Raw genomic sequence first — 22912 nt, forward strand, 5'->3', positions numbered from 1 at the left:
GTGAGGGTCTCTGCCACACCATCCGCTCACGCATCGCTCACGCACGACGGCCTGCTGAGCATTGCCGAGGCAGCCAGCGGAGACGAATGCGTCGAACGCCGACTGCAGGGGCAACGACGGCGCCGCTCAGGGCGGCCGCCTCACCGAGCGCGTCGGTTATTGCACGGACACGGCGACGCAGCCTCCCGGGGTGAAGCTCGGGGCGGGCAGCCTTCGACTCGGCCGCGTCGAGCTCCCGCGCCGCGTCCGCAGCGTCCTCGTCCAGTACGGCGCCCGGGACCTCGGCACGCAGTCTGCGCGAGTTCGTGCCGCACCTGTGCCAGCGCGCGGACCAGTTCGCTCAGTACGGGATCGACCGAGGGTACGACGGCCGGCGCCCCCTGCTGGAGGACCGTGTTGCCGGAGCCGACGACGACCTGACCTGGATCTTGTTGGGGCGTGGTGGCGCACACGTCTCAGTCCTACGACGTCTTGTTCGGCGGTGTCGACCCAGTGCTGTCACGTTTTTCACCCAGAACGCGGTCTCGTCGTCGGAGTTGTCCGTCCAGGTCACACGAATCGTGCAACGGTCGACGGCCTCGGCCCTCGCGCCCGTGGGGCGGCTGGGACGGTCGGGGTCGGACTGGGCGACGGGGTGCGTGTAGTGGGTGCCGTGCGTCAGGCGATGGCGGCCTGGTTGCTCCCACAGCAGCGCATCGTGGTCAGCTCCGCGCACGAGCCGAGAAGAATAGGAGTACCTTTTGGTACCAGGGAGGAAGTGAGCATGAGAATCACAGAGGAAGCCCGCGGTCGGACAACCCGTACGACCGCTCCGTTGAAGGTCGATGCAGCCATAGACGAGCTGATCGCGGACGGCGCCCATTTTCTGGGGATGACGAAGAAGGACCTGGTCGCCGAGGCTGTCCGAACCTACTTGGAGATCCGCCGCGAGGAGGTTCGGGCCAGCATGTTGGAGAAGATGCGCAAGCTGGACGGATCCGTGGAATCGAGCGTCTCGCTGCTCACCGGACTGTCACCGGAGCGAATCAAGGAACTCGGCGGAGTAGGCGAGGACGACTGATCCGTGCGGCCCGCTCGACCTACCCTCCGCGCGCTCCGCGAGGACTTGAAACTACCGCTACCGTCAGCCCGGGAGCCGCTCGACGAACTGGATCATCCGATCTTGGCCAAGGCCCGGGAACACTTCGCCGACGACGGGGCCGGGCATGAGCGCATCCGATCCATCGATGACGAGGTGCTCTTCAAGGTCAAGGTCCAACGCTGGCGCGGAGCGGTCTGGACCGACGAGGATCTGCCCTGGCTGATCGCTGCTGGGCAGCGCGAGGATGGTTCACCAGACGACTTCTACTCAGCCCTGGAGACGACCGCGAGGGTCGCACGAGCCCACTACAACGCCAACAACCGCCAGCCCTTGAGCACCACAACGTACGTCGGGCGCCTCCTCCCCGACCAGAACGACCGTGATCGCTACCAACTCGAGGCCGGTGCCCGGCTCGTCCGCGATCTCGCTGCGGCTGTCCGGGAGCTGGCTCGTGGATCACTGCACGACGGGCATGAGCACGCCGCCGACTTTCCCGCTTTCCGGCTCGGCATCCTCGTACGCGCCGACGACGGCCATGAGACCTATGCTGTGGTGCGCATCACCGGCTCCGTACCCGACGACCTCATCGCGGTCATCCTGCGCCATGTCCCCGGCTGCGACCCTACGGCCTGGTACCCCGAGTACGCCCTCCCCAGCCGCCCCCTACTTCCCGCCGAGCAAGCCTGGTCGACCCTCATGGATCCAAAAGCCGCGGCTGAACTCCTCAACGAAGACTGAGCCGGAGCCCTCATCCAAATGTCGGACTGGGCCGATGACCGCCGAACCAAGGAACGTGCTCATGCCGGATCATGACGACTCGCCCCGGACAGTAACTGTCCACACGTGCGACCACGGGCCCGTCACCGTCTGGGAGCCCGACTGGTGTACCGGAAGCGAAACAGAGCATCAGCCCGGCGGCTACCGCGTCGACATCACGCACGCGAGCCCTGACTACGAATTCACCGTCTCAACGGGCCGTGGCACGCCGGTGGTTCTGCGTGCGTGTTTCGAACAGCGCCCCTTCACCGAGCGCCCACCCGGTCACGTCCCCTTCATGAACGTCGAGATGGATGGCGACTGGCATCCGCACAGTTCCGACGATTTGCGCCGCCTCTCGGAGTCCCTCACGGCACACGCGGATCGGCTCCGGGAACTTGCCGACCGCCTCGACGGCCTCACCAACGCCTTCAACGCCACAAAGGGGAACACGCCTGCGGCGGCGAACCCTAAGAAAGGACTCGGTGGCTGAAGAAGCCACCCTGCCTGTTGGCACACCCGCTCACGCAGACGGACTCCACACATGGCGTGGCCCCGGCCAGGAGGACTGGTCGGGGCCACGAAACCGCTGGTCAGAGCCGCAAAACGGCCCTTCCCTCGGTAGGCCCTGTGGGACTCGAACCCACAACCAATGGATTAAAAGTCCACTGCTCTGCCAATTGAGCTAAGGGCCCAGGCGATGTTGCCTCCCCGAGCATAGCCCGACGAGGCCGTGTCTCCGATCGGGTATCGGAGACACAGCGTTCCACGTCGCTACCAGAGGCGCTTGTAGCCCTGCCAGCCGGTGTCGATCCTGGTGCGGCCGTAGAAGGAGCCCTTGTCGTTGCCGGTGTTGCGGTACAGGTTGCCGTTGGTGTCGCGGGACACCAGGTCGGCCTTGCCGTCGCCGGTGATGTCACCGACGCCGACGACCGCGTTGTACGAGGCGCCCCAGTCGGAGAACAGCTTCACCCGCGAGGTGAAGGTGCCGTTGCCGGTGCCGAGGTAGCGGTAGAGGTTGTTCGACTTGTCCTGGGCGAGGAGGTCACCGATGCCGTCACCGTTCAGGTCACCGGCGCCGATGACCTTCTTGTACGTCTTCCAGTTGTCGTACAGCTTCACGCGCGAGGACAGCTTGCCCGTGCTCGTGCCCTTGTGGAGGTAGACCGCGCCGGTCGTGGCGTTGCGGGCGATCAGGTCCGGGCGGCCGTCCCTCGTCAGGTCGCCGGGTGCCGTCAGCACGTCGTACTGCGTCCAGCCGGAGGTGGCCAGGGTGGTGTAGCGCGTTGACCGCTCCAGGGCGGCGTCGCACCCCGGCTTGTACAGGCGGAGCGCTCCGCTGCTCAGCCGGACGAGGACGTCGTTGCAGCGGTCGCCGCTCAGGTCGCCGAAGGGCACGGCCGTGATCGTGGTGGGCCAGCCGGTGCCCGTGGTCCCGCCCTTGAACCCGCCGGTGCCCGTGCCCCGGTGGAAGCGCAGGCTTCCGGAGGAGCTGAGGGTGAGCAGGTCGCCGGTCGCGTCGCCGCCGAGGTGGTCGTGGCGGACCGGGCTGCCCTTCCGCAGGCGTACCGAGCCGCCCACCGTCAGCGCGCCGCCGGTGCCGTCCGCCGGGGCGACGGACACGGACCAGTCGTAGCGCCCGTTGGGCAGGAACGCGTCCCCGTCGCGGGTCGGGTCGTCGCCGTTCCAGCCGACGGTGAGCTGGCCGCGGGCGGCGCCGCCCGAGCGGGTGCCGACGACCTTGCCGGTGGTGTGGTCGCGCACGGTCAGCCGCCAGCTCGCGGACGGCTTGGAGAGGAGGACGGTGGTCAGCGTGTTCGGGGTGGTGTCGAGGGGGCGCGCGTCGACGTACGTCGCGTTCCGGGGCTCGTCGAGCAGGCGCAGCGGCTGCTGCGGTACCCCGGAGGGGACGAGGTGCACCTGCCGCTGGTCGTCGACGTAGGCGGCGTTGGCGCCCGCCTCGTCGACCGTCCAGCGCACGTCCCGCTGGGAGACGCCGGTGTCGGGCAGGTCGCCGATGACCCGGCTGTCCCCGGCGACCGTCGTCAGGGTCAGCTTCCCGGCCCGCTTGTCGTGCGTGACGACGTAGCCGTCGCCGAGCTTCGCCTCGTCGGCCGGGACCGGCACCGACTTCTCCGCCGTGCGGTCGTAGATCCCGGCCCGCCCGTCACAGGTCCAGTAGAGGTAGCGGCCGAGCGCCTGGAGTTCGGTGGGGGCGCAGCCCGCGTCCGTGGTGAGGGTCTCGGTGGTCCTGCGCGCCGTCAGGTCGTACGCCGTGACGGTGCCGGGGGTGGTGCCGGTGCTCCAGAGGGTGTTGCCGGAGAGGGCGGCGGGGCGGGGGGCGCGGGAGACGACCGGGGCGGTGCCGTCGTCGATCCGGAGGACGGACTGCTGGGACGGCGAGGTGTGCAGGACGTAGCGGCCGGAGACGTCGGTGATCCGCCCGCCCGGCGGCAGGAGCGTCCGCTCCCAGGCGGTGGCCGACTCCGGTCCGGCGACCCGGATGCGGTCGGTCGTCCCGTCGTGCGTCAGCCAGACGGTACGGCCGTCCGCCGTGCCCTGGACCTGCTGGCAGGCGACGTCCGTGGCGGCGCAGGTGTCGGTCCGGCTGGTCGAGGTGAACAGGCTTCGCTCACCGAACGTGGGCGTGCCGGTCGGCGCGACGGTCCGGGTCCAGGTACTCAGGTCCAGCGGTCCGACGTCCCTGCCCACGAGCCGCCCCTGTTCCAGGGAGAGGCCCTGGATCTCGACGGGCGGCTTGGGCAGCGCCTTGACCTGCGTGACCACGGGCGGGCCGCCGTCCGGGGCCGGGGTGACGCGGTGGATGCCCCACCCCTCGGCGCCGGTGCCGATCCGCACGGCGGTGCTGTCGGGGGCGGCGACGGTCCCCTGCGCCGCGGAACGCAGCAAGGTCACCGGGGCGCCGCCCGTGATCGGCTGGGCCGTCATGGTCAGGACGCCGTTCACCAGCCAGTCCCCGACGACGGCGAGACCGTGCGTGGCGTTCAGGCCGTCCTGGACGCCCGCGAGCGTGATCCTCGCCGGTTCGCCCGAGAGGTCGCGGGGGAAGACCAGCACCTCGGCCTTGGTGAGGTTGGAGACGACGACATGGCCGCCGCCCAGGCTCACCCGGCCGTACCCGGAGGGCAGCCCACCGCTCCAGCCGCGCACCTCACCGGTGGCGCGGTCCACCGCCGCCATGCCGATCTGCCCGTCGAGGCCCGCGCGGAAGTACAGCGTCTCCGCGTCGGCGCCCGTGGGGAGCCCGAGCATCAGTCCGGCGGGGCCGCCACTGACCCGGGTGTCGGCGGTCGTGCCGTCCGGCCCCGGCGTGAGCAGGTGCACCTCGCGGGTGACCTTGCCGTCGTCGCCGGTGACGTTCCGGGAGCCGATCGTCAGGTTGTCGTACGACGTGAGGTAGCCCAGCTCGGCCGGGATGCGCAGGCCGCGGGTGGTGCCGTCGGTCGCGTCCCAGAAGTCGACCCTGCCGTCGCTGTACTTGTACGCCAGCACGTCGGTGCCGGTCGGCATCGGGCCCGTCCCCGCGGGCGACTCCGGTACGCCCACCGACTCGCCGTCCGCGTACCGCGTCCACACCAGTCCCCGGTATCCCTCCAGGGTGTGGAAGACGCCCCGCGCGCCGCCGGAGTCATGGCTGCTGTGCGTCGACGAGGCGCGGAAGGACGCCCCGAGGTACTGGCTGCGCAGCCTCGCCGGTACGACCGTTTCCTGCGCCGCGTCGGCCACCGCGGGCGTCGGCAGCAGCGGCGTCAGTCCGGCCGCCAGAACGGCCGAGGCCGCTACGAGACGCCGACACATATACGCGTGACGAGCCAAGGAGCCCCTCCCCAGAAGCACCGGGCGGGCGGCCCGCACCCTTCGGCGCCCCCGGGCCTTCACATCCGCCTCACAAGTCGGCTGATCCTACAGCCGGATGACAAACGCCGTGGCCCCCATCCCGGTGGATGGGGGCCACGGCGTCTCATCGTTCTACGGCGTCAGCGCCCTCGGCGTCAGCCGTTGCGCTTCCAGCGCGGCTTGTCCTCGCGGCGGCCGAAGGAGGAGGAGCCGTTGCCGCGGTGGTCGTCACGGCGGCCGTACGGACGCTCGTGGCCGCCGGTGCGGAAGCCGGGGCGGTCGCCCTGGCGGTCGCGGTTGAAGGGGCGGTCGCTGCCACGGTGGCCGCCGCGGTCGTCACGGCGGAAGCCGGGGCGGTCGCCTTCGCGGCGCTCGAAGCCACGGCCACCACGGTCGCGGTCCCGGTCGAACGGACGGCGGTCATCGCGACGCTCGTCTCGACGGTCATCGCGACGGAAGCCACCGCGGTCCCCGCCCCGGTCGTCACGGCGCTCGAACGAACGGCCACCCCGGTCACGGTCCCGGTCGCGGTCGAACGGACGGCGGTCATCGCGACGCTCGTCACGACGGTCGTCCCGGCGGAAGCCGCCACGGTCCCCACCGCGGTCGTCACGGCGCTCGAACGAACGGCCACCCCGGTCGCCGTCACGGCGGTCGAAGCCACGGCCACCACGGTCGCGGTCCCGGTCGAACGGACGGCGGTCATCCCGACGCTCGTCACGACGCTCGTCACGACGGTCATCGCGGCGGTCGTCCCGGCGGAAGCCACCGCGGTCCCCGCCCCGGTCATCGCGGCGCTCCGCGCGCTCGTCCCGGCGCTCCGTGCGGTCCACGTCCTGGGCCACCGGCTGCTCCGGCACCGCCACGGTCTGCGTCGCGCCCTCCGCGGCGACCTCCTGCTCGGCCTGCGCCGCGGCGACGGCCGCCTCCGGGTCCTCGCCGCGCTCGCGGGCGACCCGCGCGACCAGCCGGTCGGCCTCCTCGCGCAGTTCGGTGGCGCGTCGCTGGGCGCGCTCCAGTTGCTTGGTGAGGTGGGCGACCTCCCGCTCGGCCTGCTGGGCGGCGTTGCCCGCGGACTCGGCCTGCACCTCGGTCATGGACCGGGCGCCGGTGATCTCGGCGACCTCGGGGTCGAAGGCGGCGCCGCCCTGGATGATGTGGCGCGAGGCGTCGACGCCCGCGTCCTCCATCAGCCGGAAGATCTGACGGCGCTGGTGCGGCAGGGCCAGGGAGACGACCGTACCGGTGCGTCCGGCACGCGCGGTGCGGCCCGCGCGGTGCAGGTAGTCCTTGTGGTCACCGGCCGGGTCCACGTTCAGGACGAGGTCGATGCCGTCGACGTGGATGCCGCGGGCGGCGACGTCCGTGGCGACCAGGACGTTGACGTAGCCGTCCTTGAAGTCGGCCAGCGTCCGGGTCCGCGCGCCCTGCGTCATGCCGCCGTGCAGCGCGTCGGCCTTTGCACCGGCGTCGCGGAGCTGCTCCGCGACGCGGTCGGCGCCGAGCTGGGTGCGGACGAAGATGATCGTGCGGCCCTTGCGGGAGGCGATCGCGGCGGTGACCGGCGCCTTGTCCTTGGGCTTCACGATGAGGATGTGGTGCGACATGGTCGTCACCGCGCCCTGCGCCGCGTCGACCTCGTGCAGGACCGGGTCCTTCAGGTACCGGTCGACGAGGGTCTTGATCTCGTTCTCCATGGTGGCGGAGAACAGCATCCGCTGGCCGCCCGCGGGCACCTGGTCGAGCAGCTCCGTCACCTCGGGCAGGAAGCCCAGGTCGGACATCTGGTCGGCCTCGTCGAGTACGGCGATCTGGACGTTCTCCAGCGAGCAGGCGCCGCGGTTGATGATGTCGCGCAGTCGGCCCGGCGTGGCGACGAGGATGTCGACGCCGCGCTCCAGGGCGTAGATCTGGTTGCCCATCGAGGTGCCGCCGCAGACGACCTTCATCTTCAGGCCGAGGATGTCGCCGTACGGCTGGAGGGCGTCGGCCACCTGCATGGCCAGCTCACGGGTCGGGGTGAGGATCACCGCGCGCGGCTTGCGCTTCTCGGTGTGCCCGCCCGCCAGCGTGGCCAGGGTGGGCAGGCCGAAGGAGAGGGTCTTGCCGGAGCCGGTGCGGCCACGGCCGAGGATGTCCTTCCCGGCCAGGGCGTCCGGGATGGTCGCGGCCTGGATGGGGAAGGGGGTGGTCACGCCGTTCTGCGCGAGCTTGCGCACGACGCCCTCGGGCAGACCGAGGTCAGCGAACGTGATCTCGGGGGCCTGCTGGGTGTCGGTGTCCTGGATGTCCTGGACGTCCTGGGTGCCCTCGGGCACGACGGCATGATCGGTAATGGCGAAAGACATACGTCTGCGAAACCTTCCGGAGTCTCATCGGCACGCGCCCGTCAACTCCGTGTTTCGCACACGACCGCCTCAATGCGGTCCGCCACGGCAAGGGAGAGTACGCGCCACACGGCGCGCTCTGCGTTGGCGCCGGGCAAATGGGATCAAACGATCTACCACCATACGCACCCTCACCCCCGAAAGGCAAACCGCGCCCGAAAGCGCAGGCCGACGCCCTGCTCAGCGGGCGCCTCGCTAGGCGGGCGCCCCCGCCGCCGGTGCCGGTTCCCGCTGCGCCAGTTGCGGTGCCGCCTCCTCGTGGGCCGACGACGACGGCTCGGCGGTCGTCGGCTCCGGCGAGCGCGGCGGCTCGGGCGACTCCGGGGGCGGTTCCGGCGGCGAGGTGGTCCGGGTCGGCGTGGGCTGCCCGGTCGGCTCGGGTACGCCCGGCCGTGGGGCGACCTGCCCCGGCCGCCCGCCGCCACCGGCCGACGGCGACCCGCTCGCCCCCGCCGACGGCGCCTGGGAGGACCCGGTGGAGTCCCCGGCGCCGTCCGCCTCGTCCTCGCCCCGCTTCCCCTTGCCCCCGCCCTTGCCCTTCTTCCCGCCCCGGCCGTCGTCCGCGCCGCCCGCGACCTCGCCGTAGCCGACGCCGTCGCTGGACACCGCCGATCCGCCGGACTCCGCGCCGCCGCGCTCGCCCGCCGAGTGCGACGGCTGGGCCCGGTCGCCACCGCCGTCACCCACGCTCATGCAACCGGCGGCAGCGGCGACGGCCACGACGGTGACGGCCAGGCGGGCGGGAACGTACAAGGGGCGCACGGGGGCCACCTCCGGGGAGCGGGGCGGGTGAAGGAGTCAACGTGCCCAACTCCCGCCGCCCACAAGAGGACACGCGCCGCGTGAAGCCCGGGCGGGCTCAGCCGTAGCCGAGCGCGTGCAGGCGCGCGTCGTCGATGCCGAAGTGGTGGGCGATCTCGTGCACGACGGTGATCTCCGTCTCGGCCACCACGTCCTCCCGCGACGCGCAGAACCGCAGCGTCGGGCCCCGGTAGATGGTGATCCGGTCCGGCAGCACCCCGGCGTACCACTCACCGCGCTCCGTCAGCGGGGTGCCCTCGTACAGCCCGAGCAGCTCGGGGTCGTCGCTCGGCGGTTCGTCCTCGACGAACACCGCGACGTTGTCCATCAGCCGTGTCAGCTCCGGCGGAATGCGGTCCAGCGCCTCGGCGACCAGTTCCTCGAACTCCTCGCGCGTCATCTCCAGCACAGGCCCATTGTCCGGTACGGCGCCCCGTACGGGCCCGTCCGAGCCCGTACGGCCGACACGCGGCCCACCCGGAAGCCGCACAGGCCCGCATACCGCCCCGGGGACCTGGGCATACGGCTCCAATGGCCCGCGTCCCAGCCGCAGTCCTGAACGCCCTGCACCGACTGAACCGCCTGAACCGCCTACGGAAGTCCCGCCGCCGAGCCCTCGTCTCCCGCCGCGGCCGCCGTACCGCACCGCCCGCCCTCGAACTCGCCCCCCGGCCCAACCCCTGGGCCCGCGGGCTCGGGCTGGTCGCGGTGGTCCTCATGGGCGCCTGGCTGGGGCTGCTGATCGTCGGCAACGTGCGGACGCCGGTCGGGCCGATGGACACGACGATGACCCTGCGGCCGTCCCTCACCGGCGGCACGAAGATCAACGTCTCCCCGCTGGGCGCCCTGCACCTGGACAGCCACGTCGCCCCCGTCCGTCTGGACGTCAACGTCGACCAGCTCGACCCGGTCCGCTCGCAGGCCCTGGTCGACCACCCCGAGCGCCTCTCCGGACTCCAGGACGAGGTCACCCGAGACGTCGGACACGGCACCCTCGACCTCGCCGTACGCTCCAGCGTCGCCGTCGTCACCGGCGCCGCCGCGCTGGGCCTGGCCGTCTACCGGCGCCCGCGCCGCGCCCTGGCCGCGGGCGGCCTCGCCCTCGCCCTGCTGGCCGCCTCGGGAGCGACGGCGTACGCCACCTGGAACCCCAAGTCCGTCCTGGAACCGAAGTTCTCCGGCCTGCTCTCCTCGGCGCCGTCCCTGGTCGGCAACGCCCGCAGCATCGTCACCGAGTTCGACGTCTACCAGAAGGAACTCGCCCGCCTGGTCACCAACGTCACCAAGCTCTACGACGTCACGTCCACGCTGCCCGCGTACGCGCCCGACCCGTCCACGATCCGGGTGCTGCACGTGTCGGACATCCACCTCAACCCGGCGAGCTGGAAGATCATCGCCTCGTTGGTGGAGCAGTACGAGGTGAACGTGATCGTCGACTCCGGCGACACCATGGACCACGGCTCCGCCGCCGAGAACGGCTTCCTCGACCCGATCGAGGACCTCGGCGCGCCCTACGTCTGGGTCCGCGGCAACCATGACTCGACGGTCACCCAGGAGTACCTGAAGGACATGGAGAACGTGCACGTCCTCGACGACGGCCGCGCCGAGACCGTCGCCGGGCTGCGGTTCGCGGGCATCGGCGACCCCCAGTTCACCCCGGACCGCTCGGCCCGACCCGGCGCCGAGGCGTCCCAGGAGCTGGCCGGGGCCCGCCTCGCCTCCGCCCTGCGCGACCACCGGGCGCGCGGCAAGCCGGTGGACGTCGCCATCGCCCATGAACCCTCCGCGGCCCGCGAGACGGACGGCGAGGTGCCGCTGGTGCTGGCCGGTCATCTGCACCACGACGAGATGGAGGTGCTGCCCTACGGCACCCGGCTGCGCATCGAGGGCTCGACGGGCGGCAGTGGTCTGCGCGCGGTGGAGGGCGAGCACCCCGACCCCATCGAGGCGTCGATCCTCTACTTCGACCGCGACACCCGCCGCCTCCAGGCGTGGGACGAGATCGAACTGGGCGGGCTGGGCCTGACCACGGCCGAGGTCAGCCGCCACCTCCCGGAGGAGAACAGCCCCGGGGCCACCCAGTCGCCCTCGCCCTTCACGACCGGCCCCTCGGCGGGCTCCGCCACGGAGTCCCCGGCCAGCCCGACGGGCCCGGCCTCCCCCTCCCCGTAAACCTCGCCGTGGACCACCCCGTAAACCGTTTTGGCGATACCTCCCGCCATCCCATATGCTTCTCACGTCCCCGACGCGCTGAGAAGCGCCCAGGCGGGCCGATAGCCCTCATCGTCTAGCGGCCTAGGACGCCGCCCTTTCAAGGCGGTAGCACGGGTTCGAATCCCGTTGGGGGCACGCAGTACGGTGTGCGACACTGTCGTACATCACGCTTGGTCCTGTGGAGCAGTTTGGAGTGCTCGCCACCCTGTCAAGGTGGAGGCCGCGGGTTCAAATCCCGTCAGGACCGCTGAGGTTTCACGTGAAACCTCGTGGCTGGGTAGCTCAGTTGGTACGAGCGATCGCCTGAAAAGCGATAGGTCGCCGGTTCGACCCCGGCCCCAGCCACCACCGCGGCCCCCGTCGAGATCATCGACGGGGGCTTTGGCGTGCCGCCGCAAAAGCGTTAGCCACGTTTTTCACTGGGATGAGATCCTGGAACCCGTATGTCTACGCACCCTGCCCCCACCCTCGGCGCCCTCGCCCCCCGCCTCAACGAGCTGTCGCTGCGTGATGCGCACCGGCTCGGGCGGAGGCTGGAGGGTGCCCGGAAGATCCGCAAGCCGGAGGCGCGGGCCGCCGTGCTCGCCGAGATCGAGGCCGAGGTCGACAAGGCCGGGGCACGGATGGGCGAGCGACGGGCGCGCGTGCCCGCCGTCTCCTACCCCGAGCAGTTGCCGGTCAGCCAGAAGAAGGACGCGATCGCGGAGGCCATCCGTGATCACCAGGTCGTGATCGTCGCCGGTGAGACCGGGTCCGGCAAGACCACGCAGATCCCGAAGATCTGTCTGGAGCTGGGGCGCGGCGTGCGCGGCATGATCGGGCACACCCAGCCGCGCCGGATCGCCGCCCGGACCGTCGCGGAGCGGGTGGCGGAGGAGCTGCGGACGCCGCTCGGGGAGGCCGTGGGCTGGAAGGTGCGGTTCACCGACCAGGTGAACCCGGACGCCACCTTCATCAAGTTGATGACGGACGGCATCCTCCTCGCGGAGATCCAGACCGACCGCGAGCTGCGCGCCTACGACACGATCATCATCGACGAGGCCCACGAGCGGTCGCTGAACATCGACTTCCTGCTCGGGTACCTGGCGCAGTTGCTGCCCAAGCGGCCCGACCTCAAGGTCGTCATCACCTCCGCGACCATCGATCCCGAGCGGTTCTCGCGGCACTTCGGGGACGCGCCGATCATCGAGGTCAGCGGGCGGACGTATCCGGTGGAGGTGCGGTACCGGCCGCTGCTCGAAGACGACGGGGACGACGCCGACCGGGACCAGATCACCGCCATCGTCGACGCCGTCGAGGAGCTCCAGGCCGAGGGGCCCGGCGACATCCTCGTCTTCCTCTCCGGTGAGCGGGAGATCCGCGACACCGCCGACGCGCTGACCAAGAGGAAGTTCCGGTTCACCGAGGTGCTGCCGCTGTACGCGCGGCTCTCGCACGCCGAGCAGCACCGCGTCTTCCAGCCGCACACCGGACGCAGGATCGTTCTGGCCACGAACGTCGCCGAGACCTCGCTGACCGTGCCCGGCATCAAGTACGTCATCGACCCCGGCTTCGCCCGCATCAGCCGCTACAGCCACCGCACCAAGGTGCAGCGGCTGCCCATCGAGCCGGTCTCGCAGGCCAGCGCCAACCAGCGCAAGGGCCGCTGCGGACGGACCAGCGACGGCATCTGCATCCGGCTGTACTCCGAGGACGACTTCCTCGCCCGGCCGGAGTTCACGGACGCGGAGATCCTGCGGACGAACCTCGCCTCGGTCATCCTCCAGATGACCGCGGCCGGGCTCGGCGACATCGAGAAGTTCCCCTTCATCGACCCGCCGGACCACCGCAACATCCGCGACGGCGTGCAGTTGCTCCAGGAGCTGGGCGCCCTCGACCCGGCGCAGAAGGACCCGCGCAAGCGGCTCACCGACACCGGGCGCAAGCTGGCCCAGCTTCCTGTCGACCCGCGGCTGGCCCGAATGGTCCTGGAGGCCGACCGCAACGGCTGTGTCCGCGAGGTCATGGTCATAGCCGCGGCGCTGTCCATCCAGGACCCGCGTGAGCGCCCCGCCGACAAGCAGACCCAGGCCGACCAGCAGCACGCCCGCTTCAAGGACGAGACCAGCGACTTCCTCGCCTTCCTCAACCTGTGGCGGTACGTGCGCGAGCAGCAGAAGGAGCGCGGCTCGTCCTCCTTCCGCCGGATGTGCAAGCAGGAGTACCTGAACTTCCTGCGCATCCGCGAGTGGCAGGACATCTACACGCAGTTGCGCACGGTCGCCAAGCAGATGGGCATCCACCTCAACGAGGACGACGCCCCCGCCGACCGCGTCCACGTCTCCCTCCTCGCCGGTCTGCTCTCGCACATCGGCATGAAGGACGTGAAGGACGGCAACAAGAACGACTACCTCGGCGCCCGCAACGCCAAGTTCGCGATCTTCCCCGGCTCGGCGCTGTTCAAGAAGCCGCCGCGGTTCGTGATGTCGGCGGAGCTGGTGGAGACGTCCCGGCTCTGGGCCCGCGTCAACGCGAAGATCGAGCCGGAGTGGGTCGAGCCGCTCGCCCAGCACCTGATCAAGCGCACCTACAGCGAACCGCACTGGGAGAAGGACCAGGCGGCCGTGATGGCGTACGAGAAGGTCACGCTGTACGGCATCCCGATCGTCGCCCAGCGCAAGGTGAACTACGGCCGGATCGACCCCGAGGTCAGCCGGGAGCTGTTCATCCGCAACGCCCTGGTGGAGGGCGACTGGCGCACGCACCACAAGTTCTTCGCCGACAACCGCAGACTCCTCAGCGAGGTCGAGGAGCTGGAGCACCGCGCCCGGCGCCGGGACATCGTCGTCGACGACGAGACCCTGTACGACTTCTACGACCAGCGGGTCCCCGAACACGTCGTCTCCGGCGCGCACTTCGACTCCTGGTGGAAGCGCAAGCGGCACGAGCAGCCCGACTTCCTCGACTTCGAGCGGGCGATGCTGATCCGCGAGTCGGCGGAGGCGGTCACCAAGGCGGACTATCCCGACTCCTGGCGGCAGGGCGACCTGAAGTTCCGGGTGACGTACCAGTTCGAGCCGGGGGCGGACGCCGACGGTGTCACCGTGCACATCCCGCTCCAGGTGCTCAACCAGGTCAGCGACGAGGGCTTCGACTGGCAGATCCCGGGGCTGCGGGAGGAGCTGGTCACCGAGCTGATCCGGTCCCTGCCGAAGCCGATCCGCCGCAACTACGTGCCCGCGCCGAACTTCGCCAAGCGGTTCCTGGAGCGGGCGGTGCCCCTCCAGGAGCCGCTGACGGTGACCATGGCGCGGGAGCTGAAGCGGATGGTCGGCGTGCCGTTCGACGCCGAGGACTTCGACTGGTCCCGGGTGCCCGAGCATCTGCGGATCACCTTCCGGATCGTCGACGAGCGGCGCCGCAAGCTGGCCGAGGACAAGGACCTGGAGGCGCTGCGGCTCCAGCTCAAGCCGAAGGCGCGCCAGGCCCTGTCGCGGGCCGCCGCGGCGACCGCCGAGCGGCAGGGCGGGCCGTCGCTGGAGCGCACGGGGCTGACGGACTGGACGATCGGCACCCTGGACCGCGTCTTCGAGACCCGCCGGGCGGGCAGCCGGTGAAGGCGTACCCGGCGCTCGTGGACGACGGCGACACCGTCTCCGTACGCCTCTTCGACACCGAGGCCGAGCAGGCGGAGGCGATGTGGCGGGGGACGCGGCGGCTGATCCTGCGGAACATCCCGGTCAACCCGGCGAAGTTCGCCAGCGACCGGCTGACGAACCCGCAGAAGCTCGCCCTGTCCGCGAACCCGCACGGCTCGGTGCAGGCCCTGTTCGAGGACTGCGCCATGGCCGCCGCGGACAAGCTGATCGCGGACTTCGGGGGGCCGGTGTGGGACGAGGAGTCGTACCGGAAGCTGTACGACAAGGTCCGCGCGGAGATCGTCGACACGACGGTCCGCACGGTGGCCCAGACGCAGCAGGTGCTCGCCGCCTGGCAGGCGTGTGAGCGCCGTCTGAAGGGCGTACGCAGCGCCACGCTGCTGGCGAACCTGACGGACGTGCGCAAGCAGTTGGACGCGCTGGTGAAGCCGGGGTTCGTGACGGAGACGGGGCTGCGGCGGCTGCCGGACCTGATGCGCTATCTGGTGGCCGCGGACCGGCGCCTCCAGCAGATGCCGACGAACGTGCAGCGGGACACGACGCGGATGCAGAAGGTCCACGAGATGCAGGACGAGTACGCCTGGCTGCTGGAGCAGTTGCCGCAGGGGCGGCCGGTGCCGTCGGCGGTACGGGACATCCGCTGGATGATCGAGGAGCTGCGGGTCAGCTACTTCGCCCACGCCCTCGGTACGGCGTACCCCGTCTCGGACAAACGCATCGTGAAGGCGATCGACGCGGCTGTCCCGTAACGACCCCCGCACGTTAAGTGAGTTCGACCAGGCGCCCGCCCTCCTGTAGAGTCCTTTCTCGCAGCGCAACGCACGAATGGCGCCGCGAAACCTGGTCCTGTGGAGCAGTTTGGAGTGCTCGCCACCCTGTCAAGGTGGAGGTCGCGGGTTCAAATCCCGTCAGGACCGCAAGAGGAACGATCGAAGGCCCGCGCCCGAAGAGGACGCGGGCCTTCGCCATGAACCCCGCCGCCACCCTGTCCAGGTGGAGGCCGCGCCCGCGGCGCAGCCGCAGTCGGTACAGCAAATCCCGTCAGGACCGCAGTGGAAAGTGAGAGCCCGGATCTTCGGATCCGGGCTCTCCTGCTTGTTGACGGCGTCACATTCGCTCGGTACCCAGAGAAGAGGGCGGTGTGCCCGGGGTGGGCCTGCGGAGGTGGCGTATGGCGGCATCGGCTAGGCATGAGACGCGGGCGCTCCTCCGTGCGCACCTGTCGGCCGCCTCGTCGTATCGGCACCTGACCCGGCACTGTCCCATCTGCCACCAGTTGCTGCGGCTGGCGCTGGAGAGCCCGCCGAGGGCCCCGGAGAGCCGCTGCCAGGGCGAGGAGGACACCGAGCGCGAGCAGCCCTCCGCGACTGGCTGAGCCCTCAACGCCCTTGTCCCCAGGGGCTGATGGAATCCATGCCTCCACTAGCGCACATACGCCAGAGGCAACAAGTACCGTGGCATGTGACGGGTGTCACCGTATGAGTTTTGACAGGGGTGGTACTTACACCCCACCTACAACTGGTCAATTTAATATGTGCAATTGCACCAGCCCTGACGGTAGGCCCAGAGGCAGCCCTCAGACTCCGACAAGGCCGCTCACAGAGCACCGCGCCCGCACCCCGTGAGCCCACCCCAGGGCACAAAAAAGACCGCGCTGGACCCGGCGGAGTCCAGCGCGATCCACGACGCACCCTGTCACTTGCCCGACGACGGTGGGCGGGGGCCCTGTTGGGGCAGGACCCGCGTCGCTTGGAGCTGTGTGGTTCCGGACGTCGCGGCAGATGGGGGACCGGCCGCTTTGCCCGGGTATTCAGTTGTTCGGACCCCTTGGGGTCCGTTCGTGCTGTTCGGGCCCGCTAGGGGCCCATCAGGCCCGTTAGAGCCTGGTCAGGCCTCGCTGCGCTGCTGCGGGATGCCCGCGAGCAGAGCGCGGACCTCCGCCTCGCGGTAGCGGCGGTGCCCGCCGAGCGTGCGGATCGACGTGAGCTTGCCGGCCTTCGCCCAGCGCGTGACCGTCTTCGGGTCGACGCGGAACATGGTGGCGACCTCAGCCGGGGTCAGCAGCGGCTCGGCATCAGGGGTGCGAGCGGTCATGAGCGGCCTCCTCGGGAGAACCGAACCTTCTCGGTTCTTTCCTCTAAATTCTGCACCTTGACCCGCGTTGCCCGAAATGGCGGACGCGAGTCGAGTCGGTTATAGGACGAACGGCTTGTCCTCGGCACTACAACTACACCATCTGTCCAGCCGCGTCGGCCAAACCGATGGAATTGCCCCCCCAGGCGTTCATCACCGACGGAAGCCGATGGACCATGCCATAGCGGACAGTCACGCCACTGTGACGATCAGTCACAGAGCGATCAGGAGTCACGAGACCCCCCAAAGCGTGCAATGCTGAGATAGAGCCCTCCCCGGGCTCCTTGTCCTATTTTGGCACGAGGAGGGGTAAGGGGCGCAAGGGCCGTGTACGTGCGGTCTGTCACGCTTGACACATACGCCCGGATCGGGCCCTACGTCCCGTCAACTCCGGGAAGAAGCTAGACCGTACGCTGTTCGACGGCGATGTGACCGTGACCTACATCACGTTCGCTGGATCACTCCCGCCGCCGTCTGGCGCTCCGTCAGTTCGCGGAGCGCAGGTCGCGGACCGTGCGCCAGCGCTCCACCAGCCGCCCGTACGCGCGCCCCGCCCGTGCCGCGTCGCCGCCGCGCAGCGCCTCGATGCCCTCGGCCACGTCGGCCGCCGAGTGGTCGCCCTCCAGATCTCCCGCGGGCAGGGCGTGCACCAGGCCGCCGTAGTCCACCTCGACCAGGGACCTGGGGTGGAACTCCTCCAGCCAGCGGCCCACGTCCACCAGCCCGTCGATCAGCGGGCCCTCGTCGACGGCCTCACGCAGCGCCCGCAGCCCGCGGGCGACCCGGCGCCGGGCCTGGACCATGGGGGTGCGGTAGCGCAGCACCGGCACCGGCGGTTCGTCGTCGGCGTCCGCGGACCCCTTGTCGTACTCCCGCTCCTCGTCGGTGACGAGGACGAACCAGTTCAGCGGAACCTGCCAGGTCGCGGTGCGGATCCACGGGCGGGCGTCGGGGTGGTCGGCCAGCCAGCGGTCGTAGTCCTGGGTGGCCTGGCGGCGCAGGACCGGGGGCAGTACGGCGTCCAGGACCGGCGGCGGCAGCTCCTCGGCGAGGTCGCCCAGCGCCTGCCAGCCGCGCAGCCGGGTGCGCCAGGGGCAGACGTACGTCACGCCGTCGAGGTCGAGGACGAAGGCGTCGCCCGACTCGTGCACCGGCACCGGGATCGGCGGGGTGGGGATCAAGTCGGCCAGGGAGCGGCGCAGTTCGTCCTGGTAGGAGGGGTGCTCGGGGTGCCGGGCGTAGCGCGCCCAGTGGGTGCGCTCGGGCTCCGGAAAGGCGGCCAGGGGCTCGTACACGCGCAGGTACGCCGCGTACGGGACGATCAACGAGGACACCTTGGGCACGCCTGCTCCCTCCCCCGCCCGCCGCCGGGGAAACCTTGCGGGGCCGCTCCGGGACGGATGGGAAATCACTGCAAATCCTCCCATGAACGGCCGCGAGGGTACTCCGTGCGGAGGTGATCTGGACCACTCGGCGGCCATGGCTCGGCGGCAGGCCCTAACCTCCTGCTACGAGCCCCGCCACCCGTACGGGCGCTCGCCCCCAACCCGCCGCTATGTACTCAGGAGTCACCACCGTGACCGACGTAACCGGCGCACCTGCTGATGTACTGCACACCCTGTTCCACTCGGACCAGGGCGGTCATGAGCAAGTCGTGCTCTGCCAGGACCGCGCCAGCGGTCTGAAGGCCGTCATCGCCATCCACTCCACCGCCCTGGGCCCCGCCCTCGGCGGTACCCGTTTCTACCCGTACGCCAGCGAGGCGGAGGCCGTCGCGGACGCGCTGAACCTCGCGCGCGGGATGTCGTACAAGAACGCCATGGCCGGGCTTGAGCACGGCGGTGGCAAGGCCGTGATCATCGGTGATCCCGAGACGATCAAGACCGAGAAGCTGCTGCTCGCCTACGGCCGGTTCGTGGCCTCGCTCGGCGGCCGGTACGTCACCGCCTGCGACGTCGGCACCTATGTCGCCGACATGGACGTGGTGGCCCGCGAGTGCCGGTGGACCACCGGCCGCTCCCCGGAGAACGGCGGCGCGGGCGACTCCTCCGTGCTCACCGCCTTCGGCGTCTACCAGGGGATGCGCGCCTCCGCCCAGCACCTGTGGGGCGACCCGACGCTGCGCGGCCGCAAGGTCGGCATCGCGGGCGTCGGCAAGGTCGGCCACCACCTGGTCGACCACCTGCGCGAAGAGGGCGCCGAGGTCGTCATCACGGACGTCCGCGAGGCCGCCGTACGGCGGATTCTCGACCGGCACCCGGAGGGTGTCACCGCCGTCGCGGACACCGAGGCGCTGATCCGCGTCGAGGGCCTGGACATCTACGCCCCGTGCGCGCTCGGCGGCGCGCTGAACGACGACTCCGTGCCGGTGCTGACCGCCAAGGTGGTGTGCGGCGCGGCCAACAACCAGCTCGCCCACCCGGGCGTCGAGAAGGACCTCGCCGACCGCGGGATCCTCTACGCGCCGGACTACGTGGTGAACGCGGGCGGTGTCATCCAGGTCGCGGACGAGCTGCACGGCTTCGACTTCGACCGGTGCAAGGCGAAGGCGTCGAAGATCTACGACACCACGCTGGCCATATTCGCACGTGCGAAGTCGGACGGGATTCCGCCCGCCGCGGCGGCCGACCGGATCGCCGAGCAGCGGATGCACGAGGCCGCCGCGCGGCGCGGTTGGTGACCCCGCGGCGCGAGGGCTGCCGCGGGTTTGGGCGGTACCTGTCGGTGGAAGTTAGAGAGAACTCTCACTTCCACCGGCGGGTCGCCCGTCGGGAAGTGGTTAAAATCGCCACTGACCAGCGAGGACGGGGCGTCTCGCAGGTTCTGGGCGCGGGCACGTCATGCGGGCGACGTACCGTATGGGCGCGGGCTCAGGTACCGTGGAAGCCCTACGGACCGGTCTCTCCACGGAGAGCCCGTTCCGGACCATGAACGCGTGTCAAGACTCTGGGGCCGTCGAGCCCCGTCGTTGAGGGGGTCGAGCCATGGGGCGCGGCCGGGCCAAGGCCAAGCAGACGAAGGTCGCCCGCCAGCTGAAGTACAACAGCGGTGGGACTGATCTCTCACGCCTGGCCGAAGAGCTGGGCGCATCGACATCGAATCCGCCGCCGCCTAACGGCGAGCGGTTCGAAGACGATGGGCAGGATGACGACGACCTGTACTCCCGGTACGCCGACCTCTATGAGGACGACGACGAGGAGGACGAGGACGACCAGTCCTCGCAACACCGTCGCGGCGCTTGACCCTGCACTGAGCATTCACCCGGTCGGTGACTTCGGTCACCGACCGGGTTCTGTGCTGCCCGCCGGGCCGCACGCCTCCGCTCAGCTCGCGTAGTCACCGACCAGCGCCGCGCCCGTCGTGTGCTCACCACGGTCGGTGATCTCTCCGGCGACCCAGGCGTCCACGCCACGGTCGGCGAGGGTCGCGAGGGCCACGTCGGTGGACTCCTCGGGGACGATGGCGATCATGCCCACGCCCATGTTCAGGGTCTTCTCCAGCTCAAGACGCTCGACGTCGCCGGTCCGGCCGACGAGGTCGAACACCGGTGCGGGCGTCCAGGTCGAGCGGTCGACGATCGCGTGCAGCCCGTCCGGGATGACCCGGGCCAGGTTGGCCGCGAGTCCGCCGCCGGTGACATGGCTGAAGGCGTGCACCTCGGTGGTGCGGGTCAGCGCCAGGCAGTCCAGCGAGTAGATCTTCGTCGGGACGAGGAGTTCCTCGCCGAGCGGGCGGCCGAGGTCGGCGACCTCCGCGTCCAGCGACAGGCCCGCCTGGTTGAGCAGGACGTGCCGGACCAGCGAGTACCCGTTCGAGTGAAGGCCGGAGGACGCCATGGCGATCACCGTGTCACCCGTACGGATGCGATCCGGGCCGAGGAGCCGGTCGGCCTCCACGACGCCCGTACCGGCGCCCGCCACGTCGAAGTCGTCCGGGCCCAGCAGGCCCGGGTGTTCGGCCGTCTCACCGCCGACCAGGGCGCATCCGGCCAGGACACAGCCCTCCGCGATGCCCTTGACGATCGCGGCGACCCGCTCGGGGTGGACCTTGCCGACGCAGATGTAGTCGGTCATGAACAGCGGTTCGGCGCCGCAGACCACGATGTCGTCCATCACCATGGCGACCAGGTCGTGGCCGATGGTGTCGTAGACGCCCAGCTGGCGGGCGATGTCGACCTTCGTGCCGACGCCGTCGGTGGCGGAGGCGAGCAGCGGACGCTCGTAGCGCTTGAGGGCGGAGGCGTCGAAGAGCCCGGCGAAGCCGCCGAGGCCGCCGAGGACCTCGGGGCGCTGGGTCTTCCGCACCCACTCCTTCATCAGCTCCACCGCGCGGTCGCCCGCTTCGATGTCGACGCCCGCTGCTGCGTAGCTGGCACCAGTTGTCTCAGATGTCTCAGACATGGCTTTGAGAACCTTCGTGTCGTACGGCAGGTGGTGCGGGCGCCTACGGGCGACGGATGGCGTCGGTGGCGGCCGTGGCGGCGGGACCGGCGGCCAGCTCGGTCTCCAGGAGCTGCTTGCCGAGCAGCTCGGGGTCCGGCAGTTCCATCGGGTACTCGCCGTCGAAGCAGGCGCGGCAGAGGTTCGGCTTGTCGATGGTGGTCGCGTCGATCATGCCGTCGATGGAGATGTACGCCAGCGAGTCGGCGCCCAGCGAGCGGCCGATCTCGTCGACCGACATGCCGTTGGCGATCAGCTCGGCGCGGGTGGCGAAGTCGATGCCGAAGAAGCAGGGCCACTTCACGGGCGGCGAGGAGATCCGGATGTGCACCTCGGCGGCGCCCGCCTCCCGGAGCATCCGGACCAGGGCCCGCTGGGTGTTGCCGCGGACGATGGAGTCGTCCACGACGACCAGCCGCTTGCCCTTGATGACTTCCTTCAGCGGGTTCAGCTTCAGGCGGATGCCGAGCTGGCGGATGGTCTGCGAGGGCTGGATGAACGTCCGTCCGACGTACGCGTTCTTGACCAGACCGGCGCCGAAGGGGATGCCGGACGCCTCCGCGTAGCCGATGGCGGCCGGGGTGCCGGACTCCGGGGTCGCTATGACCAGGTCGGCCTCGACGGGGGCCTCCGCGGCGAGCTTGCGGCCCATCTCCACCCGGGAGAGGTACACGTTGCGCCCGGCGATGTCGGTGTCGGGGCGGGCCAGGTACACGTACTCGAAGACACAGCCCTTGGGCTTCGCGTCCGCGAATCGGGAGGTGCGCAGACCGTTCTCGTCGATGGCGACGAACTCGCCCGGCTCTATCTCCCGGACGAAGCTGGCGCCGCAGATGTCCAGGGCGGCGCTCTCGGAGGCGACCACCCAGCCGCGCTCCAGGCGGCCGAGGACCAGCGGGCGGATGCCCTGCGGGTCGCGGGCCGCGTACAGGGTGTGCTCGTCCATGAAGACGAGCGAGAACGCGCCCCTGACCTGGGGCAGGACCACGGGGGCCGCCTCCTCGATGGTCAGCGGCTTGCCGTCCTCGTCGACCTGGGCCGCGAGGAGCGCGGTCAGCAGGTCGGTGTCGTTGGTGGCGGCCACCCGGGTGGAGCGGCCGTTGTCCTCCTTGGGGAGGTCGGCGACCATCTCGGCGAGCTGCGCCGTGTTGACCAGGTTGCCGTTGTGCCCGAGCGCGATGGAACCGTCCGCGGTGGCGCGGAACGTCGGCTGGGCGTTCTCCCACACGGAGGCGCCGGTGGTCGAGTAGCGGGCGTGTCCGACCGCGATGTGACCCTGGAGCGAACCGAGCGAGGTCTCGTCGAAGACCTGGGAGACCAGGCCCATGTCCTTGAAGACGAGGATCTGGGAGCCGTTGCTGACCGCGATTCCCGCGGATTCCTGGCCCCGATGCTGGAGGGCGTAGAGCCCGAAGTACGTGAGCTTTGCGACCTCTTCGCCCGGAGCCCAGACACCGAAGACGCCACACGCGTCCTGGGGGCCTTTTTCGCCGGGAAGCAGATCGTGATTGAGTCGACCGTCACCACGTGGCACGGCACCGAGTGTAGGCGAGGTCGACCACTGGTCCGAATTGGGGAATCCCGGCGATCGATCGGTGTGAGGTT

The 22912-nt window shown here is 70.4% G+C and carries 15 protein-coding genes, 5 tRNA genes and 1 pseudogene; 12 read left to right on the plus strand and 9 right to left on the minus strand.

Annotated elements, in window-relative coordinates; genetic code table 11:
• The first annotated feature begins 763 nt into the window (after nt 1–763).
• From ACFQZ6_RS17225 to ACFQZ6_RS17235, 3 genes are all read left to right on the plus strand, one after another.
• Nucleotides 764–1060 (plus strand): hypothetical protein, encoded by a 297-nt coding sequence (locus ACFQZ6_RS17225; RefSeq protein ID WP_115743256.1) that lies wholly within the window; start codon nt 764–766, stop codon nt 1058–1060.
• A gap of 102 nt (nt 1061–1162) precedes the next feature.
• Nucleotides 1163–1819: a hypothetical protein gene (locus tag ACFQZ6_RS17230; protein WP_381609871.1), complete on the plus strand. Its 657-nt coding sequence runs from the start codon at nt 1163–1165 to the stop codon at nt 1817–1819.
• A gap of 61 nt (nt 1820–1880) precedes the next feature.
• On the plus strand, nt 1881–2330 hold the full coding sequence (locus ACFQZ6_RS17235; RefSeq protein WP_381609874.1) for a DUF6907 domain-containing protein: 450 nt from the start codon (nt 1881–1883) through the stop codon (nt 2328–2330).
• Between the two features lie 129 nt (nt 2331–2459).
• Here the strand turns inward: ACFQZ6_RS17235 and ACFQZ6_RS17240 are convergent.
• From ACFQZ6_RS17240 to ACFQZ6_RS17260, 5 genes are all read right to left on the minus strand, one after another.
• Nucleotides 2460–2532: transfer RNA gene (locus ACFQZ6_RS17240), tRNA-Lys, on the minus strand.
• A gap of 79 nt (nt 2533–2611) precedes the next feature.
• Entirely contained in the window at nt 2612–5656 is a 3045-nt protein-coding gene (locus ACFQZ6_RS17245) for an FG-GAP repeat domain-containing protein (protein WP_381609877.1), read from the minus strand.
• Between the two features lie 194 nt (nt 5657–5850).
• A complete protein-coding gene (locus ACFQZ6_RS17250) occupies nt 5851–8043 on the minus strand; it encodes a DEAD/DEAH box helicase (protein ID WP_381609880.1) in 2193 nt (730 codons plus the stop codon).
• Nucleotides 8044–8277: 234 nt separating this feature from the next.
• Entirely contained in the window at nt 8278–8844 is a 567-nt protein-coding gene (locus ACFQZ6_RS17255; RefSeq protein ID WP_381609883.1) for a hypothetical protein, read from the minus strand.
• Nucleotides 8845–8941: 97 nt separating this feature from the next.
• Entirely contained in the window at nt 8942–9292 is a 351-nt protein-coding gene (locus ACFQZ6_RS17260) for a metallopeptidase family protein (RefSeq protein ID WP_381609886.1), read from the minus strand.
• 122 nt (nt 9293–9414) lie between these two features.
• On the opposite strand from ACFQZ6_RS17260, the gene ACFQZ6_RS17265 reads away from it, so the two are divergent.
• The 7 genes and pseudogenes from ACFQZ6_RS17265 (at nt 9415) to ACFQZ6_RS17295 (ending at nt 16110) form a co-directional block, all read left to right on the plus strand.
• On the plus strand, nt 9415–11055 hold the full coding sequence (locus tag ACFQZ6_RS17265) for a metallophosphoesterase family protein (RefSeq protein WP_381609888.1): 1641 nt from the start codon (nt 9415–9417) through the stop codon (nt 11053–11055).
• A gap of 104 nt (nt 11056–11159) precedes the next feature.
• Nucleotides 11160–11232: transfer RNA gene (locus ACFQZ6_RS17270), tRNA-Glu, on the plus strand.
• Between the two features lie 37 nt (nt 11233–11269).
• A tRNA-Asp gene (locus ACFQZ6_RS17275) sits at nt 11270–11344 on the plus strand.
• A gap of 24 nt (nt 11345–11368) precedes the next feature.
• Nucleotides 11369–11445: transfer RNA gene (locus tag ACFQZ6_RS17280), tRNA-Phe, on the plus strand.
• Nucleotides 11446–11540: 95 nt separating this feature from the next.
• Nucleotides 11541–15484: pseudogene (gene hrpA, locus ACFQZ6_RS17285) on the plus strand (ATP-dependent RNA helicase HrpA).
• A gap of 93 nt (nt 15485–15577) precedes the next feature.
• Nucleotides 15578–15652 (plus strand) — tRNA-Asp (locus ACFQZ6_RS17290).
• 254 nt (nt 15653–15906) lie between these two features.
• Nucleotides 15907–16110, plus strand: a complete 204-nt coding sequence (locus ACFQZ6_RS17295) for a DUF6274 family protein (protein WP_381609892.1) — start codon at nt 15907–15909, stop codon at nt 16108–16110.
• A gap of 512 nt (nt 16111–16622) precedes the next feature.
• Here ACFQZ6_RS17295 and bldC read toward each other — a convergent pair.
• Together bldC and ACFQZ6_RS17305 are read right to left on the minus strand one after the other, a co-directional pair.
• A complete protein-coding gene (gene bldC / locus ACFQZ6_RS17300; RefSeq protein ID WP_003949541.1) occupies nt 16623–16829 on the minus strand; it encodes a developmental transcriptional regulator BldC in 207 nt (68 codons plus the stop codon).
• Nucleotides 16830–17353: 524 nt separating this feature from the next.
• Nucleotides 17354–18211: a hypothetical protein gene (locus ACFQZ6_RS17305; RefSeq protein WP_381609895.1), complete on the minus strand. Its 858-nt coding sequence runs from the start codon at nt 18209–18211 to the stop codon at nt 17354–17356.
• A gap of 233 nt (nt 18212–18444) precedes the next feature.
• Here ACFQZ6_RS17305 and ACFQZ6_RS17310 point away from each other — a divergent pair, with 233 nt between their 5' ends.
• Together ACFQZ6_RS17310 and ACFQZ6_RS17315 are read left to right on the plus strand one after the other, a co-directional pair.
• Nucleotides 18445–19548: a Leu/Phe/Val dehydrogenase gene (locus ACFQZ6_RS17310; RefSeq protein ID WP_381609898.1), complete on the plus strand. Its 1104-nt coding sequence runs from the start codon at nt 18445–18447 to the stop codon at nt 19546–19548.
• Nucleotides 19549–19852: 304 nt separating this feature from the next.
• Nucleotides 19853–20110 carry a DUF3073 domain-containing protein gene (locus ACFQZ6_RS17315; RefSeq protein ID WP_381609901.1) on the plus strand — a complete coding sequence of 86 codons (258 nt, stop codon included), beginning with the start codon at nt 19853–19855 and terminating at the stop codon, nt 20108–20110.
• 81 nt (nt 20111–20191) lie between these two features.
• Here ACFQZ6_RS17315 and purM read toward each other — a convergent pair whose 3' ends face one another.
• On the minus strand, nt 20192–21268 hold the full coding sequence (purM, locus tag ACFQZ6_RS17320; protein ID WP_381609904.1) for a phosphoribosylformylglycinamidine cyclo-ligase: 1077 nt from the start codon (nt 21266–21268) through the stop codon (nt 20192–20194).
• 43 nt (nt 21269–21311) lie between these two features.
• A complete protein-coding gene (gene purF / locus ACFQZ6_RS17325) occupies nt 21312–22841 on the minus strand; it encodes an amidophosphoribosyltransferase (protein ID WP_381609907.1) in 1530 nt (509 codons plus the stop codon).
• Nucleotides 22842–22912: the final 71 nt, after the last annotated feature.

It is taken from the genome of Streptomyces flavalbus (genome assembly GCF_042674625.1).
GTDB lineage: Bacteria > Actinomycetota > Actinomycetes > Streptomycetales > Streptomycetaceae > Streptomyces > Streptomyces flavalbus.